Annotated in this window: 14 protein-coding genes; 7 read left to right on the forward strand and 7 right to left on the reverse strand. The window is 67.4% G+C overall.

The window, feature by feature from the left end; all coding sequences use genetic code 11:
- Positions 1-105 precede the first annotated feature (105 nt).
- Positions 106-1869: a 2-isopropylmalate synthase gene (locus NFL01S_RS29935; protein WP_062979665.1), complete on the forward strand. Its 1764-nt coding sequence runs from the start codon at positions 106-108 to the stop codon at positions 1867-1869.
- Positions 1870-1926: 57 nt separating this feature from the next.
- Here the strand turns inward: NFL01S_RS29935 and NFL01S_RS29940 are convergent, their stop codons facing one another.
- The 5 genes from NFL01S_RS29940 to NFL01S_RS29960 form a co-directional block, all read right to left on the reverse strand.
- Positions 1927-2445, reverse strand: coding sequence for a DinB family protein (locus NFL01S_RS29940; protein WP_062979666.1), 519 nt, complete (start codon positions 2443-2445; stop codon positions 1927-1929).
- A gap of 46 nt (positions 2446-2491) precedes the next feature.
- Entirely contained in the window at positions 2492-4288 is a 1797-nt protein-coding gene (locus NFL01S_RS29945; RefSeq protein ID WP_062979667.1) for an acyl-CoA dehydrogenase, read from the reverse strand.
- A gap of 573 nt (positions 4289-4861) precedes the next feature.
- The gene (gene cysC / locus NFL01S_RS29950) at positions 4862-6700 is read right to left on the reverse strand and encodes an adenylyl-sulfate kinase (protein WP_062979668.1); all 1839 of its coding nucleotides are present in this window, start codon (positions 6698-6700) and stop codon (positions 4862-4864) included.
- The gene (gene cysD, locus NFL01S_RS29955) at positions 6700-7632 is read right to left on the reverse strand and encodes a sulfate adenylyltransferase subunit CysD (RefSeq protein WP_062979669.1); all 933 of its coding nucleotides are present in this window, start codon (positions 7630-7632) and stop codon (positions 6700-6702) included. The genes cysC and cysD overlap by 1 nt, the downstream gene beginning before the upstream one ends.
- Before the next feature lie 32 nt (positions 7633-7664).
- Positions 7665-8576: a helix-turn-helix domain-containing protein gene (locus tag NFL01S_RS29960; protein ID WP_084493373.1), complete on the reverse strand. Its 912-nt coding sequence runs from the start codon at positions 8574-8576 to the stop codon at positions 7665-7667.
- An 81-nt stretch (positions 8577-8657) separates the two neighbouring features.
- On the opposite strand from NFL01S_RS29960, the gene NFL01S_RS36210 reads away from it, so the two are divergent.
- The 3 genes from NFL01S_RS36210 to NFL01S_RS29975 are packed head-to-tail and all read left to right on the forward strand — an operon-like array spanning position 8658 to position 11783.
- On the forward strand, positions 8658-9821 hold the full coding sequence (locus NFL01S_RS36210) for a hypothetical protein (RefSeq protein WP_062979670.1): 1164 nt from the start codon (positions 8658-8660) through the stop codon (positions 9819-9821).
- Positions 9821-10597, forward strand: a complete 777-nt coding sequence (locus NFL01S_RS29970; RefSeq protein ID WP_062979671.1) for an SDR family oxidoreductase — start codon at positions 9821-9823, stop codon at positions 10595-10597. Before NFL01S_RS36210 ends, NFL01S_RS29970 begins: the two co-directional genes overlap by 1 nt.
- Before the next feature lie 13 nt (positions 10598-10610).
- Complete coding sequence (locus NFL01S_RS29975) at positions 10611-11783, forward strand: sulfotransferase family protein (RefSeq protein ID WP_062979672.1); 1173 nt, start codon at positions 10611-10613, stop codon at positions 11781-11783.
- Between the two features lie 297 nt (positions 11784-12080).
- Here the strand turns inward: NFL01S_RS29975 and NFL01S_RS29980 are convergent, their stop codons facing one another.
- The gene (locus NFL01S_RS29980; RefSeq protein ID WP_062979673.1) at positions 12081-12749 is read right to left on the reverse strand and encodes a PaaI family thioesterase; all 669 of its coding nucleotides are present in this window, start codon (positions 12747-12749) and stop codon (positions 12081-12083) included.
- A gap of 222 nt (positions 12750-12971) precedes the next feature.
- Here NFL01S_RS29980 and NFL01S_RS29985 point away from each other — a divergent pair, with 222 nt between their 5' ends.
- The 3 genes from NFL01S_RS29985 (at position 12972) to NFL01S_RS29995 (ending at position 15766) form a co-directional block, all read left to right on the forward strand.
- Positions 12972-13424 carry a thioredoxin family protein gene (locus NFL01S_RS29985; protein ID WP_062979674.1) on the forward strand — a complete coding sequence of 151 codons (453 nt, stop codon included), beginning with the start codon at positions 12972-12974 and terminating at the stop codon, positions 13422-13424.
- The gene (locus NFL01S_RS29990; protein WP_062979675.1) at positions 13421-14848 is read left to right on the forward strand and encodes a serine/threonine-protein kinase; all 1428 of its coding nucleotides are present in this window, start codon (positions 13421-13423) and stop codon (positions 14846-14848) included. The genes NFL01S_RS29985 and NFL01S_RS29990 overlap by 4 nt, the downstream gene beginning before the upstream one ends.
- A 96-nt stretch (positions 14849-14944) precedes the next feature.
- On the forward strand, positions 14945-15766 hold the full coding sequence (locus tag NFL01S_RS29995; protein WP_062979676.1) for an IclR family transcriptional regulator: 822 nt from the start codon (positions 14945-14947) through the stop codon (positions 15764-15766).
- Between the two features lie 30 nt (positions 15767-15796).
- Here NFL01S_RS29995 and NFL01S_RS30000 read toward each other — a convergent pair whose 3' ends face one another.
- The gene (locus NFL01S_RS30000; RefSeq protein ID WP_084493374.1) at positions 15797-17494 is read right to left on the reverse strand and encodes an FAD-binding dehydrogenase; all 1698 of its coding nucleotides are present in this window, start codon (positions 17492-17494) and stop codon (positions 15797-15799) included.
- Positions 17495-17549: the final 55 nt, after the last annotated feature.

Here is a 17549-nt window from a genome sequence, read left to right on the forward strand (position 1 = left end):
CCACGGCGGGGCCTGAACGATCGGCCACCCCGCCGTGGGGTCTTGTCGTCGGCCGATCACCGTTTCCGTGCGGCCGAACGAACAGAAAGGGTCGGGGAGATTCCCATGACCACGCAGGCATACCCCACCATCGATACCCCCGCCGGCGCCGTCCCCGAGACCGCGCCGGATTGGTTCCGGCAGCGTCGCTCACAGATGCCGTCGCACCGGTACCGCGATATCCACGATCGAGTGCAGGTTCCCGCACAGGAGCGGCACTGGCCGGGCGCCCGGCTCCGGCAGGCTCCGCTATGGGTGCCGGTGGATCTGCGCGACGGTAACCAGGCGCTGGCCGAACCGATGGACCCCGACCGCAAACGCCGGTTCTTCACGCTCCTGGTCGCCATGGGGTACAAGGAGATCGAGATCGGCTATCCGTCGGCCTCCCAGGACGATTTCGATTTCGTGCGGCTACTGGCCGATACCGGTATCGCGCCGCCGGACGTCACCGTGGTGGTGTTCACCCCCGCCCGGCGGGATCTGATCGCCCGCACGGTCGAATCGGTCCGCGGGCTGGCCAACGAGGTGGTGATCCACCTGTACACCGCGACCGCCCCGGTGTGGCGGGATACCGTGCTGGGCAAGAACTCTCGCGAGGTCCGCGAATTGATCCTGGCCGGTGCCCACGATGTTCTCGAACTCGCCGGTGACCTGCCCCGGGTGCGCTTCCAGTTCTCCCCGGAGGTGTTCAACCAGACCGAACCCGGCTACGTCCTGGACCTCTGTGACAGCGTCACCGACCTGTGGCAGGCCAGCCCCCAGCGCCCGGTCACCCTGAATCTGCCGGCCACGGTGGAGATCGCGACGCCCAACGTGTATGCCGACCAGATCGAATATATGCACCGTCACCTGGCCCGCCGCGACAGCGTGGTGCTGTCGGTGCATCCGCACAACGACCGCGGCACCGGGGTGGCCTGCGCCGAACTCGCGGTGCTGGCCGGCGCGCAACGGGTGGAGGGTTGCGTATTCGGCAACGGCGAACGCACCGGCAATGTCGATATCGCCACCCTCGCCCTGAATCTGCATGCCCAGGGTGTGGACCCGATGATCGATTTCTCCGATATCGACGAGATCCGGCGCACCGTCGAATACTGCACTCGGCTGCCGGTCCACCCGCGGCATCCCTATGTGGGGGATCTGGTGCACACGGCCTTCTCCGGCACCCACCAGGACGCCATCAAGAAGGGGTTCGCCGAGCATCGCGAGCGCGCCGCGCGCACGGCTCGCCCCGAACACGAGATCGAATGGCGAGTGCCGTACCTGCCGATCGATCCGGCCGATATCGGGCGTGGTTACGACGCGGTGGTCCGGGTGAATTCGCAGTCCGGAAAGGGTGGAATCGCCTATCTGCTCGAGGCCGGACACGGTCTGGACCTGCCCCGGCGGTTGCAGATCGATTTCGCGCGGCAGGTACAGCGGCATACCGACGGCTCCGGCACGGAGGTGAGTGCGGCCGAGTTGTGTGCGCTGTTCGACGCGACCTATCTGGACACGCCGCAACCGCCGGAGGTCCAGTTGAAGGATCTCCGGGTGACCGGCCCGGCGGAGGCTGCGGTGATCACCGTAGGACTCGTGGTCGGCGGCCGGCAACACCGGAGCACCCATGAGGGGAGCGACCAGGTCTCCGCGGTGGTCTCGGCACTCGGGCAGGCGGGCCGGCCGATCGAGGTACTGAGCCTGTCCGGACATCCCGTCGCCGGGGGCAGGATTGCCTATCTGGAGTACCGGCGAGCAGGCCGGATCGAATGGTCCTGCGCCCGAGCCGATTCCGCATCGGCGGCCGCGGTGGCGGCAGTGGTCCGGGCAGCCGGTACGGTCGATCGCGGGTGAACCGGCTGTGCGGTCCGTCGTGGTGGCGAGGGGCCGGGCGTAGCCGGGTCGCCGGGCTCAGTCTCCGGTACGGCCGTCGATCTGCTCACGCAGCAGATCCGCGTGACCGTTGTGCCGGGCGTATTCCTCGATGAGATGCAGATACACCCAGCGCAGGCTGTACTCGGTACCGGCGGGATTCAGGCAGCGGTGGTCGAGCGGGAGCTCGGCCACCGCGGCGTCCGCCAGCTCTGTCTCCCGCCGGTACACGGCGAAATCGGCGGCGGGGTCGGCCGTGCCGATATTGTCGAAATCGCCGTTCGGATCCGTTTCGGCGCAGTAGAGGTACTCGAGCCGCTGTCCGGCCGCGGTGATCCGCAACCAGCCGCGCTCCACCTCGGACATATGGCGCACCAAACCGTGCAACGACAGCACCGAAGGCGGTACCGCACACTGCTTCAGCTGTGCGGTACCGAGGCCGGAGCATGCGGCCAGCAGGGTCTGCCGGTGGAAGTCCAGCCAGGACTGCAGCATCGGTCGTTCCGGACCGGTCCGTGCGGTTTCGATCCGGTCGATATCGGGTGCGATCCAGGTCATCCCACCGAACCTATCGGCACCCGCAGGCACCTGTCGCCCGGTGTTGTCAGAACCAGCTCTCGGCCATATCGACAGTGGTGGTGTCCAGATCGGCCAGTAGATCCAGCTGCGGCCCGGTGCGGGGGAGTTCGTGGCGGAAGAAATAGCGGACCGCGTGCCGTTTACCGTCGTAGAAATCGCCGGTGCGGCCGTGGGCGGCGAGCATCTGGTCCAGCCATATCCACGCCACCACGTGGTGGCCGAAGGCCTCCAGATAGACGGAACTGTTGGCAAGTGCGATCTCGATATCACCGGCGGCGAACAGACCGCCGGTGACCGTGATCAGGCGGGACCAGGATTTCTCCAGCCGGTCGGCGAGTTCGGCGGGTTCGTCGCCGAGTTCCTGTGCGGCCGCCAGGGTGGCCCGGATCCGGCTGTCCAGTTTGCGCAGGCTCGCCCCACCCTGCTGGGTGACTTTGCGGCCCAGCAGGTCCAGGCCCTGAATACCGTGCGTGCCCTCGTGGATGGGGTTGAGCCGGTTATCGCGATAGTGCTGTTCGACGTTGTATTCGCGGGTGTAGCCGTACCCGCCGAGAACCTGGATGGCGAGATCGTTGGCGGTCAGGCACCACTGCGAGGGCCAGCTCTTGGCGATCGGGGTGAGGATATCCAGCAGCAGCGTGCGGGCGCGGCGCTCCTCGTCGGATTCGGCCGTGTGCTGTTCGTCGATCAGACGGGCGCAGTACAGCACCAGGGCCAGCCCGCCTTCGGCGTAACTCTTCTGTGCCAGCAGCATCCGTTTCACATCGGCGTGCTCGATGATCGGGCGCTGGGGGGCGGCCGGATCGGCGGCGCCCTTGGTGCGGCCCTGGGGGCGGGTCCGGGCGTACTCGAGGGATTCGAGGTAGCCGGTGTATCCGAGTGCGGCCGCGACCAGACCGACCCCGCTGCGCGCCTCGTTCATCATGTGGAACATGTATTTCAGGCCCTGGTGTGGTTCGCCGACCAGATAGCCGATGGCGCCCGCGGCGCCCTGCGGTGTCCAGCGGCCCTCGCCGAAGTTGAGAACCGTGTTGACCGTGCCACGGAATCCCATTTTGTGGTTCAGCCCCGCCAGCGCCACATCGTTGCGTTCCCCGAGTGAGCCGTCCTCGTGCACCAGGAACCGCGGTACCACGAACAGTGAGATCCCTTTGGTGCCCGCCGGGCCACCGGGGATCTTCGCCAGCACCAGGTGCACGATATTCTCGCCGAGTTCGTGATCACCGCCGGAGATCCACATCTTGGTGCCGAACAACCGGTAAACGCCGTCGTCACGAGGCTCGGCACGAGTGACGATATCGGCGAGCGAGGACCCGGCCTGCGGTTCCGACAGGCACATCGTGCCGAAGAACCGTCCCTCGATCATCGGTGGTACGAACCGCCGCACCAGGCCGGGGTCGGCATGGGCGGCGAGCAGGTTGGCGTTGCCGATGGTCAGCAAGGGGTAGGCGCTGGTACCCGGGTTGGCGGCGTGGAACCAGGCGAAACCCGCCTGGGCGACCGCGGCGGGAAGCTGCGCACCACCGAGTTCGGCGTCCATGGTCGCGCCGACCATCCCTGCCTCGGCGAACGCGGCGAGTGCCTGTCCGACCTCGGCGATGAGGGTGACCTTGTCGCCGTCGAAGGTGGGTTCGCGGGTGTCGTTCAGTTTGTTGTGGGTGGCGAAATATTTGGTGGCCAGCTGCTCGCTCAGGTCGAGGACGGCATCGAAGGTCTCTCGCGAATGTTCGGCATATCGGGGCCGCCGGGTGAGGCTCTCGACATCGAGCCATTCGTAGAGCAGGAACTCCAGGTCACGCCGGGACAGCAGAGTAGACCGCATAACCACCCTTTCGATACAAGTTGCGGCCAGAGTATCAAATATGGCCGGGGGTCGTGGTTTCGAACCGGGGTCGCGCCGCTCGCCCGAATCCAGTATCACCGGTACCCGCCCGGACGCTCATGGACCGGGGCGGGCGCGGCCGACGGCACTGCCCGGCGATCCGGCAGGCCTGCCGGTGTGTGTACGCCCGGACCGCGGCGTCGCCGAGACAGCGGACCGCGCGGGCAACGAGGTGCCCGCGCGGTTGCGTTACCCGCGGTTGCGTTACCCGCGGTCGCCGAAGCTGCGGGAGGTCGAGGCGGCGAACTCAGCTGCTGCTGCCCTGGCGCGCGCCGATGGCGGCGAGAACTGCGCAGGCCGGTGGCGGCAACCGGAACGGTCCGGTCAATGCTTGGGGCCCACACACTGCCGAGCTTGCTGTAGCTGTCGAATATCAGCGCCGCCGCGCCGCCTAACAGACCCGTGGTGATGCCGAGAGCGGGCATCGCGGGCCGGCGAAGCGCACGGGGCGCACTCCCGTCACCCGCGATCGGCGTGGTGCCGCAAGCCTTCGCGCTGGGCGGGCTGTGCGTCTCAGGCGTCGTCGTTCCTGGCCGGCAATGCCAGGATCGCGGAGGCCATCGCGCCGGGGTCGCCGTCCTCCGGACGCAGAACCAGTGCCGGGGACGCGGGGGGCTCGTAGGGATCGTCGATGCCGGTGAACCCGCGGATTTCCCCGGTCCTTGCCTTCGCGTACAAGCCTTTGGGATCGCGGGCCTCGCAGATATCCAGCGGGGTGTCCACGAAGACCTCGAGGAACGGGATACCGGCGGCGTCGTGCACCGCTCGGGCCCTTTCGCGGTCGGCTCGGTAGGGACTGATGAGCGAGACGATGGCAACCGTCCCCGACTCGGCGAACAACCGCGCGACCTCACCGACCCGGCGGATGTTCTCCGTCCGGTCCGCCGCCGAGAAGCCCAGATCGGAATTGAGTCCGTGCCGCAGGTTGTCGCCGTCGAGCAGAAATGCCGGCTGTCCCGCCGCCACCAAGCGGCGTTCGAGTTCCACCGCCACCGACGATTTCCCGGAGCCGGACAGTCCGGTGAGCCAGATCGTGCGACCGCGTGTCGGGCGTTCCGCGCGGCCGACCGCGCTCGAATGCCAGACCACCCGGGAGGCGGGCAGGCTGGGCCCGGTGATCATACCGGCGCCGACGGTATCGCCGGTGGTGTCGTCGATCAGCAGGAAACTGCCGGTGGTGCGATTACGGCGATACGGGTCGAACTGCAGCGCCTGCCGGGTCCGCAACTGGACGCGGCCGATCTGGTTGAGTGCCAGGGTGTTGGCGTTCTCGTCGCGATGCAGGGTATTCACATCGAGCCGGTAGTCCAGGGTGCGGACCTCTGCCGCGACGCTGCGAGTGGTGTGCCGCACCGTATACGAGGCGCCGGGCCGCAGTTCGGTCTCGTCGCTGAACCAGCAGACCATCGTGTCCAGATCGCGGCTGGTCTCCGGCCGGTTGGCGGGGCGGCACAGCATGTCCCCGCGGCCGATATCGAGCTGATCGGCCAGTGTGACAGTCACTGCCTGCGGCGGGAACGCCTCGGTGAGCGGGGCGCCGCCCGGCCCCCAGATTCCGGTCACCGTGGTGGAGAGCCCCGACGGAAGAACGGTGATCTCGTCGCCGGGAGACCAGACGCCGCTGGCGACCGTTCCCGCATACCCGCGGAAATCCGGTGTGTGGCTGCGGATCACGTACTGCACCGGCAACCGGGCGTCGATCAGATTTCGGTCGGAGGCGATATGCACCTCTTCGAGGTGGTGCAGCAGCGGCGTGCCCTCGTACCAGTCCATGGTGGCGCTGCGGTGCACGATATTGTCGCCGTGCAGAGCCGACATCGGGATGAAGGTCAGATCGGCGATGTTGAGCCGGGACGCGAAACCCGCGAATTCCTCGCGGATCTCGGCGAATCGCTGGGCCGACCAGTCCACCAGATCCATCTTGTTCACGCACAGCACGAGATGGGGTACGCCGAGCAGCGAGGCCAGGAAGGCGTGCCGGCGGGTCTGTTCCACCACGCCGTGTCGGGCATCCACCAGGATCAGCGCCAGATCGGCGGTCGAGGCGCCGGTCACCATGTTACGGGTGTACTGCACATGCCCCGGGGTGTCGGCGATGATGAATTTACGGCGCGGGGTAGCGAAATAGCGGTGTGCGACATCGATGGTGATGCCCTGTTCCCGTTCCGCGCGTAACCCGTCGGTGAGCAATGCCAGGTTCGGAAGATCCTCGCCGCGATCGCGGCTGGTGCGTTCGACCGCGTCGAGCTGATCGGTGAACAGGGTTTTGGAATCGAACAGCAGCCGGCCGATGAGGGTCGATTTCCCGTCGTCGACACTGCCCGCCGTCGCCAGGCGCAGCAGGGAGCCCATCAGAAGTAACCCTCTCGTTTGCGATCTTCCATACCGGCCTCGGAGATCCGGTCGTCGGCGCGGGTGGCGCCGCGTTCGGTGACCCGGGCGGCGGCGACCTCGGCAACCACCTCGGCCGGTGTAGCCGCGGTGGATTCCACGCAACCGGTGCAGGTGGCATCGCCCACGGTGCGGAACCGGACCAGCGCTTCCTGCGGTTCCTCACCGTCGAGCAGCGCCAGGAACCGGGTGTGGGCCAGCAGCATCCCGTCGCGCTGGACCACCGGCCGGCGATGGGCGTAGTAGAGCGGCGGCAGGTCGATCCCTTCGGCCGCGATATAGCTCCAGATATCCAGCTCGGTCCAGTTGGACAGCGGGAAGACCCGGATGTGTTCGCCCGGGCGGTGTTTGCCGTTGTAGAGATTCCACAGTTCCGGGCGCTGCCGGCGCGGATCCCACTGGCCGTACTCGTCGCGGAAACTGAAGACCCGTTCTTTGGCGCGGGCCTTCTCTTCGTCGCGGCGGGCGCCGCCGAATACGGCGTCGAACCGGCCCTCGCGCACACTGCGCAGCAGGGTCGTGGTCTGCAGCCGGTTGCGACTGCCCCGGGGACCGGTGTCCTCGGTGACCCGCCCGGCGTCGATATCGTCCTGGACCCGGCCTACGAGCAGGCGTAACCCGTACTTCGCGACGACCTGGTCGCGATAGGTGATCACCTCGTCGAAGTTGTGCCCGGTATCGATATGCAGGATCGGGAACGGTACCGGCGCCGGCCAGAACGCTTTGGTGGCCAGGTGCAGCATCACCACCGAGTCCTTGCCGCCGGAGAACAGGAGAACTGGACGTTCGAATGTTGCGGCCACCTCCCGCAGGATGTGGACCGATTCGGCCTCGAGTGCGGCCTGATGCGAGAGCTCGTAGGTGCCCGCCGCCGACTTCGTGTGCTGGCTCACGGTTAAAAACTAGAACACGTTTCTATGAATGGTCAATGGTGTTGCGGCCGGTGCCCGCCCGCCGCGGCGGTGACTGCATCGGCCGCGGCGACCAGCGCGCTGCCGCGGCGGGCGATCTCGGCGCCGGTGATCGAGGTACCCACGTACATGGTGAGCACCAGTTGCTGGCGGCCGCCGGCGTCGTAGGTCGGCGCCGCCAGCAGGCTCACCGGATGCTCCTTACGCGGGCGCAGATCCGCGCCCAGATATACGCGCTCGCCGAGCGTGGTCACCAGTTCCGCGACGGCGGTGCGCAGCTCATCGGGCATTTCGTGACCACCGACCCCGGCCAGCATGGAGTACAACTGCCGGCCCGCGCCGGTCATGCTCTCCACCAGGTAGCCGCGGTTGCGGCATTCGGCGACGAGGCGGCGCAGCCGGGTCTCGTCCTGGTTCAGGGGAACCGTCGGCGGGGTCGCCAGCCAGGCGTCGAAGGCGGCGTCGGTATCCCACAGCACGTACATCAGGCCGACCGGTGGCGCGAAACGGTAGGTCGCCCCGACCCGCACCATGGCGGGCCCCGCACTGTCCAGGACACTGATCCGTTCGCCGACCACGGCGGATGCGGTGCAGGTGGTGCCGTATTCGGCACTGAGGCGCTCCAGCTCCGGGTGGGCGAGGCCGGCGATGGCGAAACTGTCCTGGGCGACCCGGCCCGCGGCGATGAGTGCGGGGCCCGGGCCGTAGTCGCGGGTGCGCGGGTCGCGGGTGAGATAGCCGGCGGCGGTGAGCTCGGTGAGGATGCCCAAGCAGGTGGGTTTGGCCAGGCCCAGGTCGCGCGCTATTTCCGACAGTCCGGCCCGGCGACCCCGCCGTGTGGTGAGGTAGTCGATCACCTGGATCACACGCTGGGTGGGTGCGGACCGCCGGCCCACCTCGCGTGCCTCCGCCGAGCTCGCTGCCATTGACCGCTCCTAGAACAGGTTCTAATCTTTTCGATATCAGAATGTACCAGGGCGGTACATATATGGAACACTGGGAGTATCGTGCTCACACAGCCGTTCGCGGACGCGATCGCCACCGCCGAGGAAATCATCAAAGGCGCCCCCCATATCCGCACCGAGCAGGATCTGGCCGAGGGCTACGACTACCTGGCCGCCAGTATCCGGGCGGCCATCCAGATGTCGTGGGCCTTCGAGCGGGACTTCCCGTTCTTCGTGACCTCCACCGGGCCCTATACGAAGATGGCGCTGGACAACCCCGACACCCTCTATTGGCACGCCAATCTGAATCCCGACGCGGAATACGTGGTCACCGGAACCCGCGGCACCACCCGCGACCTGAGCTTCCAGGTGCTCAACGGTAACTACTCGCCGACCGAGGTGCCCGGCGGGGAAACGGCCTTCGACGACCGCTCCATCGATATCGCGGCCGACGGCACCTATGAACTGACGCTGGGACCCGGCGCCGGCGGCCGCAACCATATCCAACTCGCCGCCGATTCCTCCATGCTCGCGGTGCGCGAGGTCTACGGCGACTGGGCGAACGAGAAGGCCGGCACCGTCCGGATCCGCCGGGTCGACACCACCGGGACCGCCCCACCGGCGGTCACCACCGATCTGATGGCCAAACGGTACGAAATCGCCGGCAAAATGCTGGTCTCCCGGCTGAAAACCTTTCTCGCCTTCCCGGAGTGGTTCTATCTGAACCTGCCGGTCAACACCATGACCGAACCGCGGCGCACCCCTGGCGGACTGTCCACGCAGTTCTCCTCGGTCGGACACTACGAACTCACCGACGACCAGGTCATGATCCTGACCGTGCCGAAATCCGACGCCCCCTACCAGGGGTTCCAGCTCGGTAGCATGTGGTACCTGTCGCTGGACTACATCAACCACCAGACCAGCCTCAACGCCGACCAGGCGAAAACGGACCCCGACGGCATGATCCGGCTGGTGATCAGCGAACGCGACCCCGGCCTGGTGAACTGGATCGAACGCACCGGCCACGACCGCGCCTACCTGCAGTTCCGCTGGCAACGCCTGTCCCGGGAACTGAAACCCGAGGACGGGCCGACGGTGGAACTGGTGTCCTTCGACGAACTGCCGGACCGGCTGCCCTACTACCGGGAATCCCGGATCACCCCGCAGGACTGGAAGGCGCGTATCGCCGCCCGGCAGGCCGCGGTGGCGGAAAGGATGCTGGGCTGATGCTGTTGCGGGACAAAGTGGTGGTCGTTTCGGGAATCGGCCCCGGGCTCGGCCAAGCCATCGCGGTGCAGAGTGCGAAGGCCGGCGCGAAGGTCGTACTCGCCTCGCGTACCGAGAAACGGTTACTCGAGGTCGGTGCCGTTATCGAGGATCTGGGCGGCCGCGCGCTGGTGGTGCCCACCGATATCACCGACGACGCGGCGGCGCAGGAACTCGTGCGCGCCACCCAGGAGGAGTTCGGGCGGGTCGACGCACTGGTGAACAATGCGTTCGCCATGCCGCCGATGGCCGACCTCGCCGATGTGGCGATCGACGATCTGCGCGCCAGTTTCGAAACCAACGTTTTCGCCGCACTACGCCTGACCCGCCTGTTCGCGCCGGCGCTCGCCGAACGCAACGGGTCGGTGGTGATGATCAACTCGGCCGTTCTGCGCCACTCCCGGCGGCCCTACGGCCCGTACAAGATGGCCAAGACCACGCTGCTGGCGCTGGCGCAGAGCCTGGCCACCGAACTGGGACCCCGGGGCATCCGGGTGAATTCGGTGGCGCCGGGCTGGATCTGGGCCGACACTCTGAAATGGTATTTCGGCTATCTGGCGAAGGAACGCGGAGTCACGGCCGAAGAGGTCTACACCGAGACGGCCGCCGATATCGATCTGCGCCGGCTGCCCGAACCCGACGAAATCGCCGATGCCGTTATCTTCTTCGCCTCCGAGATGTCCCGGGCGATCACCGGGACCTGTCTCGACGTGAACTGCGGCGAATTCCACCACTGAGGAGACAACAGAAATGATCGGCAGGGAAGACGTCGGTACGATCGACGATCTGCACGCCTCCGCCACCAAAGTGATCGGCCTGGACGATTTCGGTGCCGACGACTACCGCACCGGACTGTCGGTGCTGCTGGAATCGTTCGAACGCGATGCCGAACTCACCCCGTTCGGCAACAAGGTCAACCGGGCGTTCCTGCGCGGCGCGCTCATCGCCCGGGCGTTGAGCGAAGCCGGCTGGAAACAGTATCCGCAGCATGCCGAGGTATCCGTCGAGCGCCCGATCTTCGTCACCGGGTTACCGCGTTCGGGCACGACCGCCGTGCACCGCCTGCTCACCGTCGATCCCGGCCATCAGGGCCTGGAGATGTGGCTGACCGAGATGCCGCAGCCGCGACCGCCGCGGGAGACGTGGGAACAGAACCCGGTATTCCAGCGGCTCCAGGCAGCCTACGAGAAACACCACGTGGAGCATCCGGAATTCATGGGTGTGCACCATATCTCGGCCGACCAGGTGGAGGAGTGCTGGCAGCTGCTGCGGCAATCGGCGATGTCGATCTCCTACGAATGCCTCGCCTACCTGCCGCGCTACTCCGAATGGCTACGCGACCAGGACTGGATCCCCGCCTATGAGCGCCACCGCCGCAATCTGCAGCTGATCGGGCTCAACGATCCGGATCGCCGGTGGGTGCTGAAGAACCCGAGCCACCTGTTCGCGCTCGACGCCCTGCTCGCCGTATACCCCGACGCACTGATCATCCAGATGCATCGGCAGCCGCGCACCATCGTGGCGTCGGTGTGCAGCTTGAACGAGCAGGCCACGGATGGCTGGTCGGAGAAGTTCCGCGGTCCGGTGGTGGGGGAGGCGCAACTGGAGCTGTGGTCCCGCGGCGCCCGGACCTTCCTCGCCGATCGCGCGAAACATCCCGCCGCGCAGTTCGTCGATGTGTACTACGAGGATTTCGTCACCGATCCGATCGCCACCGTCGAGCGGATCTACGACCACTTCGGGATCGAATTCACCGAAGCGGCTCGTACGCAGATGGCCGGCCTGCACAGCGAATCCACCTCGGGCGCCGCACGACCCGCCCACAAGTACTCACTGGCCGATTTCGGTCTCACCGCCGATCAGGTCGATGAAGCGTTCGCCCCCTACCTGGCCGAGCACTATCCGGGTGGTAGCCGTAATTGACCGAGTGCCCGGGCAGTGGGAGCCGTACCGCGCTCACTGCCCGGCGTCCGGTACGGCTTCGTGCACCGGTCGGCAGCGGAAGTTACCGCTCCGCCACCAGATATTCGGTCACGGACCTGTGCCTTCCGGTAGGGGCCGTCGCAGTCGGCGTCGTACTGGGATTTGTCGAACCGAACTCTGCGCCACGGCCTTCCTCCCGAGATGGCACGTGCTCGTCTTCAGGCCGCTGCCTGAGAGCGTCTCCGGGGGAAACCTGGCCGAGAAGGTGTGGCGGTCGCCCTCTCGAGCGCTCGAGTTTCAGGGCTGGCCGGGTTTCAGCACGATGAACAAGCCGTGGGCTTCGGCGCAGAGCAGGTCTCCGTCGTGCAGGGTGGCCTTGATCCACACCTTGCGGCCCTCCTGGCGTTCGCCCCAGGCACGCAGCTGTAGTTCTTTGTTCAGCGGTGTGATCGCCCGGTAGTCGACGGTGAGCGAGGCGGTCCGGGTGACCGACCCGGAGTACAGCGAACCGGCCAGTCCCATCAGATCGTCGAAGCCCAGCGAGACGTATCCGCCGTGCGCCGCCGCGTTCCCGCCCAGGTGGAAAGTGCGATAGGTGATCCGGGCCTCGACGCCGTCCGGTTTCGCGCGATCCACCCGGTAGGGCGGCAGAGTCACATTGCCGCGAGACGGCAGATCGAACCGAGTCCAGCCGGGTGCGTCCCATTCCTCATGGACGTGGGTGCCGAGCCGGTCGTTGAGTTTCTCCAGGATGCCGGCCGCTTCCTGCACCAGATCGTCGGGCGGTACCGCCAGCCGTGCGCGGTCCATGAGCGTCCGGACCTGTTCGACGAAATCGCCGTAGTGGGGTCCGCCGCGGCTGGTGTCCACCGATCGGACCTGATTCATCAGCTCCGACATCGGCCGGAATCCGCCTTCGTGATGCTCCGCGCTGGGGAGTGCGTTCCCGGCCTCGTCGTCGCTCATGAGAACACGTTATCGTTCGGGTCGGGGGCCGCGGCCGGGCGGGGCACTCTTCCGTGCCCGCGCACCGGCCGTCCCCGCGCTGCTCGGGCCACGTAGGCTCCCGGCAACGGCTGTCCGGCCGTCCATTTTTCGCTGGGCGGCCGGTGCCCGTCCGTGGGAGGATTTCCGGACGGGGTGATACGCACGCGGGGCGGTCGGCTCGGGCCGCCGGGAGGACTACAGATGCCGACGACGCCACTGACCCAGCAGAGTTTCCAGACGGTCGTGGCCACCAACCACATTGTGCTGGTGGATTTCTGGGCGACCTGGTGTGGTTGGTGCACCCGGTTCGCGCCGGTCTACGAGGCCTCCTCCGAAACTCATCGCGATATCGTGCACGCCACGGTCGAGGCCGAGGCCGAACCCGCGCTGGCAGCGGCGGGGCAGGTCGACCGCTACCCGTGGATCATGGCCTTCCGCGAGGGCATGCTGGTCTACTCCAAGGCCGGATTCCTGCCCGCCGACCAGCTCGAGGAACTGGTCCAGCAGATCCGGTGGATGGATATGGAGACCTTCCGGCGCGAACACGGACAGCCTGCCCGCGAGACGACAGTGCCCGCGGAACCCGCGACCGGCCGAGCCGGGCCCGCCCCCGGGCCGCAGTCCTACGGCTGGCCCGGTCTGCGGCCGGCGTGAACGGCGCACTCGAACCAGGCGCGGTATTCGCCGGTTACCGCATCGAACGGCTGCTCGGAACGGGCGGTATGGGCCAGGTCTATCTGGCCCGCGACCGCGACCTACCGCGTCCGGTCGCCCTGAAACTGCTGAACCCGATGACCGGGGACGAGCAGGAGGTCCGGGCCCGGTTCCTGCGCGAGACCGATACCGTGGCGCGGTTCGCCCACCCGAATATCGTCGCCGTGTACGCCCGCGGGGAAGAACAGAACCGCCTCTGGATGGCGATGCAGTACATCGAGGGCACCGATGTTGCGGCGGTCCTGCGGGACGGGCCCGTCCGCCCCGACCACACGGTACGGATCATCGAGGAAACCGCGCGCGCCCTCGACCACGCGCATACCGCCGGGGTCCTGCACCGCGACGTGAAACCCGCGAACATCCTGCTGGCCTGGGGCGAGCACCAGCGGGTGTACCTCTCCGATTTCGGTATCGCCAAAGCAGTCGACCGTTCCGACGGGCTCACCCGCACCGGGGAGCTGTACGCGAGTTTTCACTACGCCGCGCCCGAATACTTCGAGATGCGACCCGATATCGACCGCCGCGCGGATGTGTACTCGCTGGGCTGCACGCTGTACTACCTGCTGACCGGCCGGTTACCGTATCCGGCGGCCACCACCGGCGCATTGATCAACGCCCACCTCAATGCCCCGGTGCCGCGGCCGTCGGCGGCAGACCCGCGAGTGCCCCGCGGATTCGACGGGGTGATCGCCAAGGCCATGGCGAAGAATCCGTACGAGCGGTTCCCGAGCTGCGGGGAACTGGCGCTGGCCGCCCGCCGGGCACTCACCGAACCTGCGGTCACCATGCCGGCCACCCCGCCCGTGCCACCGATCGCGCAGTCCGCGCCGCCTCCCGGCCGGCCGAGTCGCGGCCGCCGGCGGATAGCGACGGCGCTCGCCGCCGCGCTCGCGCCGGCGATATTCGGTACAGCCGCCTGGCTCACCGGGATATCGCGCACCGGCACCGCGGACTCCGCCGGCCCACCGGCACCGCCCGCGGATGCGGAAGCCGCCGCCGAACAGGCCGCCTGTGCGTATACGACGCTGGTCGGCACATACGACTACGCGGACCCGGCGGGCTGGGAACAACAAGTGCAGGCCGGGGCCACCGGACAATGGAAAAGCCAGGCCGAAACCGTCCTGCCGATGGCCCGGGTCCTCATCTCCGCCGACCCGGAACGGTCCCGGGTCCAGGAGGCCACATGCACGGCGACGATGAGCGCCGGCGGCACCCGCGCCGAGGTCCAGGTGCAACTGACCACCCTTGATGCCGAACCCGGCGCCGCCGAGACATCACGGGAACCTTCGGTGTCCACCGTGATGGAACTGGTCGACGGCCGGTGGCTGTGCAGCGTGTTCAATGCGCCTTTCATGCCGGAATGATGTTGTGAGGGTTTGCACACCGCTGGAACGGGGCATCGTCGATAGCGTCCGGTTCGCTACGCATAAGCTGGCCCGGCTGCACGATGGAGGTAAGTCTTGACGGTCGAGGTACTGGCCGACCCGGAACCGGGCGGGTCGTGGCAGGGCGGGCAACAGCCGGTCCGGCCGGCTCCACCGGTATCGATGATCGAGCGGATGACATCGATCCTGGACGCATTCGCGCCCGCCACACCGGTGCTCACACTGCAAGATCTGGTGGAGCGCACCGGTCTGCCCCGGTCCACGGTGCATCGCATCCTGGACCAGATGATCCGGTTGCGCTGGCTCGCGCATTCGCCCGGCGGCTACCGCTTGGGCCTGCGCACCCTGGAACTGGGTGGACTGGCCGCCGGGCACAACGAACTGCGGGCAGTGATCGGTCCGCTGCTGCACGAACTGTGTCAGCGAACCGCGTCGGTGGGTCATCTCGGCGTGCTGGACGGCCGCGACGTGGTGTATCTGGACAAAACCGGTGGCCGCAACAGCGCCACGGTCCCCACCCGGGTCGGCGGCAGGCTCCCGGCGCACAGCACTGCACTCGGTAAAGCGCTGCTGGCGGGCCTGGATCCCGGTGTCGTGGAAACATCGCTGCGCGAACAGCTTCCCCGGCTCACCGCACGCACGATCGGTGACCGGCTGGAACTGCACCGGGAATTGGCCCGGATCCGCAGCCGCCAGGGGGTCGCGGTGGACCACGAGGAAGCGGTCACCGGAATCGGCTGCGTAGCGGTACCCGTCCGGCGCCGGGGAGTGGCGGTGGCGGCGTTGTCGCTTGCCACCCGGATCGGTTCCGGCCGCCCGGCCGTTGACACCGGTCTGCAGGCCCGGCAGCTGAGTGCGCTGGCGGCCGAAGCGGGCCGGTTGCTCTCCCGTGAATGAGGCCGGAGCCGTCGAGGTGACCGGACGGGGTCAGGGCGGTGTCAGGGACCGCGCCAGTGCGCGTCCCGCGGCCCGGCCGGAGAAGATGCATCCGCCGAGGAAGGTCCCTTCGAGCGCGTTGTAACCGTGCACGCCGCCGCCGCCGAATCCGGCGACCTCACCCGCGGCGTACAGCCCGGGGAAGGGAGTGCCGTCGGAACGCATCACCCGGGAGTCCAGATCGGTCTGGAGACCGCCGAGGGTTTTGCGGGTGAGGACATTGAGCCGGACCGCGATGAGTGGCCCCGCCGCCGGGTCCAGGATCCGGTGCGGTTTCGCGACGCGCGCGGTTTTGTCGCCGAAATAGGTTCGCGCGTTGTGGATCGCGGCCACCTGGGCGTCCTTGGTGAACTTGTTGGTGATCTCGCGGTCGCGTGCGACGATCTGGCGTTCCATATCCGCAAAGTCGAGCTGCGGGCCGCGGGCGATCGCGTTCATACCGTCCACCAGTTCGCGGAGAGTACCGGCGACCACGAAATCGGCGCCGTGTTCCTTGAATGCCTCCACGGGGGCAGGCGCGCCCTTGGTGAACCTGCTGCGAACGGTGGTGAGCCGGTCTTTGCTGGTGATATCGGGGTTCTGCTCCGATCCCGAGAGCGCGAACTCCTTCTCGATGATCGCCTGGGTCAGCACGAACCACGAATAGTCGTGACCGGTCGACAGAATGGCCTTCATCGTGGTGTTGGTATCGAAACCGGGGAAACACGGCGCCGGCAGCCGTTTACCGTTCGCGTCGAACCACAGCGACGACGGGCCGGGGATGATACGGATCGCATGGTCGGGCCAGATCGGGTCCCAGTTGTTGATGCCCTCGGTGTAGTGCCACATTCGGTCCCGGTTCACCAGGGCGGCGCCGGCGGATTCGGCGATACCGAGCATCCGGCCGTCCACATGCGCGGGCACCCCGGAGATCATGGTCCGGGGCGCGGGGCCCAGCCGGTCGACCGGCCAGTTGCGCCGGATCAGGTCGTGATTGTGACCGATACCGCCGGTGGTGACCACGACCGCGCCGGCCCGGAATTCGAAATCGTCCACCACCGTGCGCGAGGTGGCGACGCCACGGGGCAACTCCGTGGGTTCCAGCACACTGCCGCGGACCCCGGCGACCGCACCGTCCTCGACGAGCAGGTCGTCGACCTGATGCCGGAACGCGAACCGCACCAGCCCGTTGCGTTCCGCTTCCAGGACGGGGTTCAGGAAGACCTCGAGAACTCCGGGACCCGTACCCCAGGAGATATGGAACCGCGGCACCGAATTGCCGTGTCCGTCGGCGAGGGCTCCGCCACGTTCGGCCCAGCCGACCAGCGGCGTGACCCGCAGACCGAGGTCGTAGAGGTAGTCGCGTTTCTCGGTGGCCGCGAACTGCACGTAGGCCTGCGCCCACTGCCGGGCCCAGTGGTCCTCCTCGTCCCGGTCGAAACCGGCCGAACCCAGCCAGTCCTGCAGTGCGAGTTCGTAGGAGTCGTGGATACCGAGCCGCCGCTGTTCGGGGCTGTCGACGAAGAACAGCCCGCCGAGCGACCAGAAGGCCTGCCCGCCCAGGTTGTTGCGGTTCTCCTGGTCGACGACGAGAACGCGATGCCCGGCCCTGGTCAGTTCGTAGGTGGCGACGAGACCGGCCAGTCCGGCGCCGACGACGATCACGGGATATTCGCCGGATACCCGGTCACCGGGGGAGGTTTCGGACACGGTTCACCCTTCGCTCACGGTAGTTACCGGCGGGAAACTTATCAGACCCGCGGCA

The organism is Nocardia flavorosea NBRC 108225, from assembly GCF_001613385.1.
GTDB classification, from domain to species: domain Bacteria; phylum Actinomycetota; class Actinomycetes; order Mycobacteriales; family Mycobacteriaceae; genus Nocardia; species Nocardia flavorosea.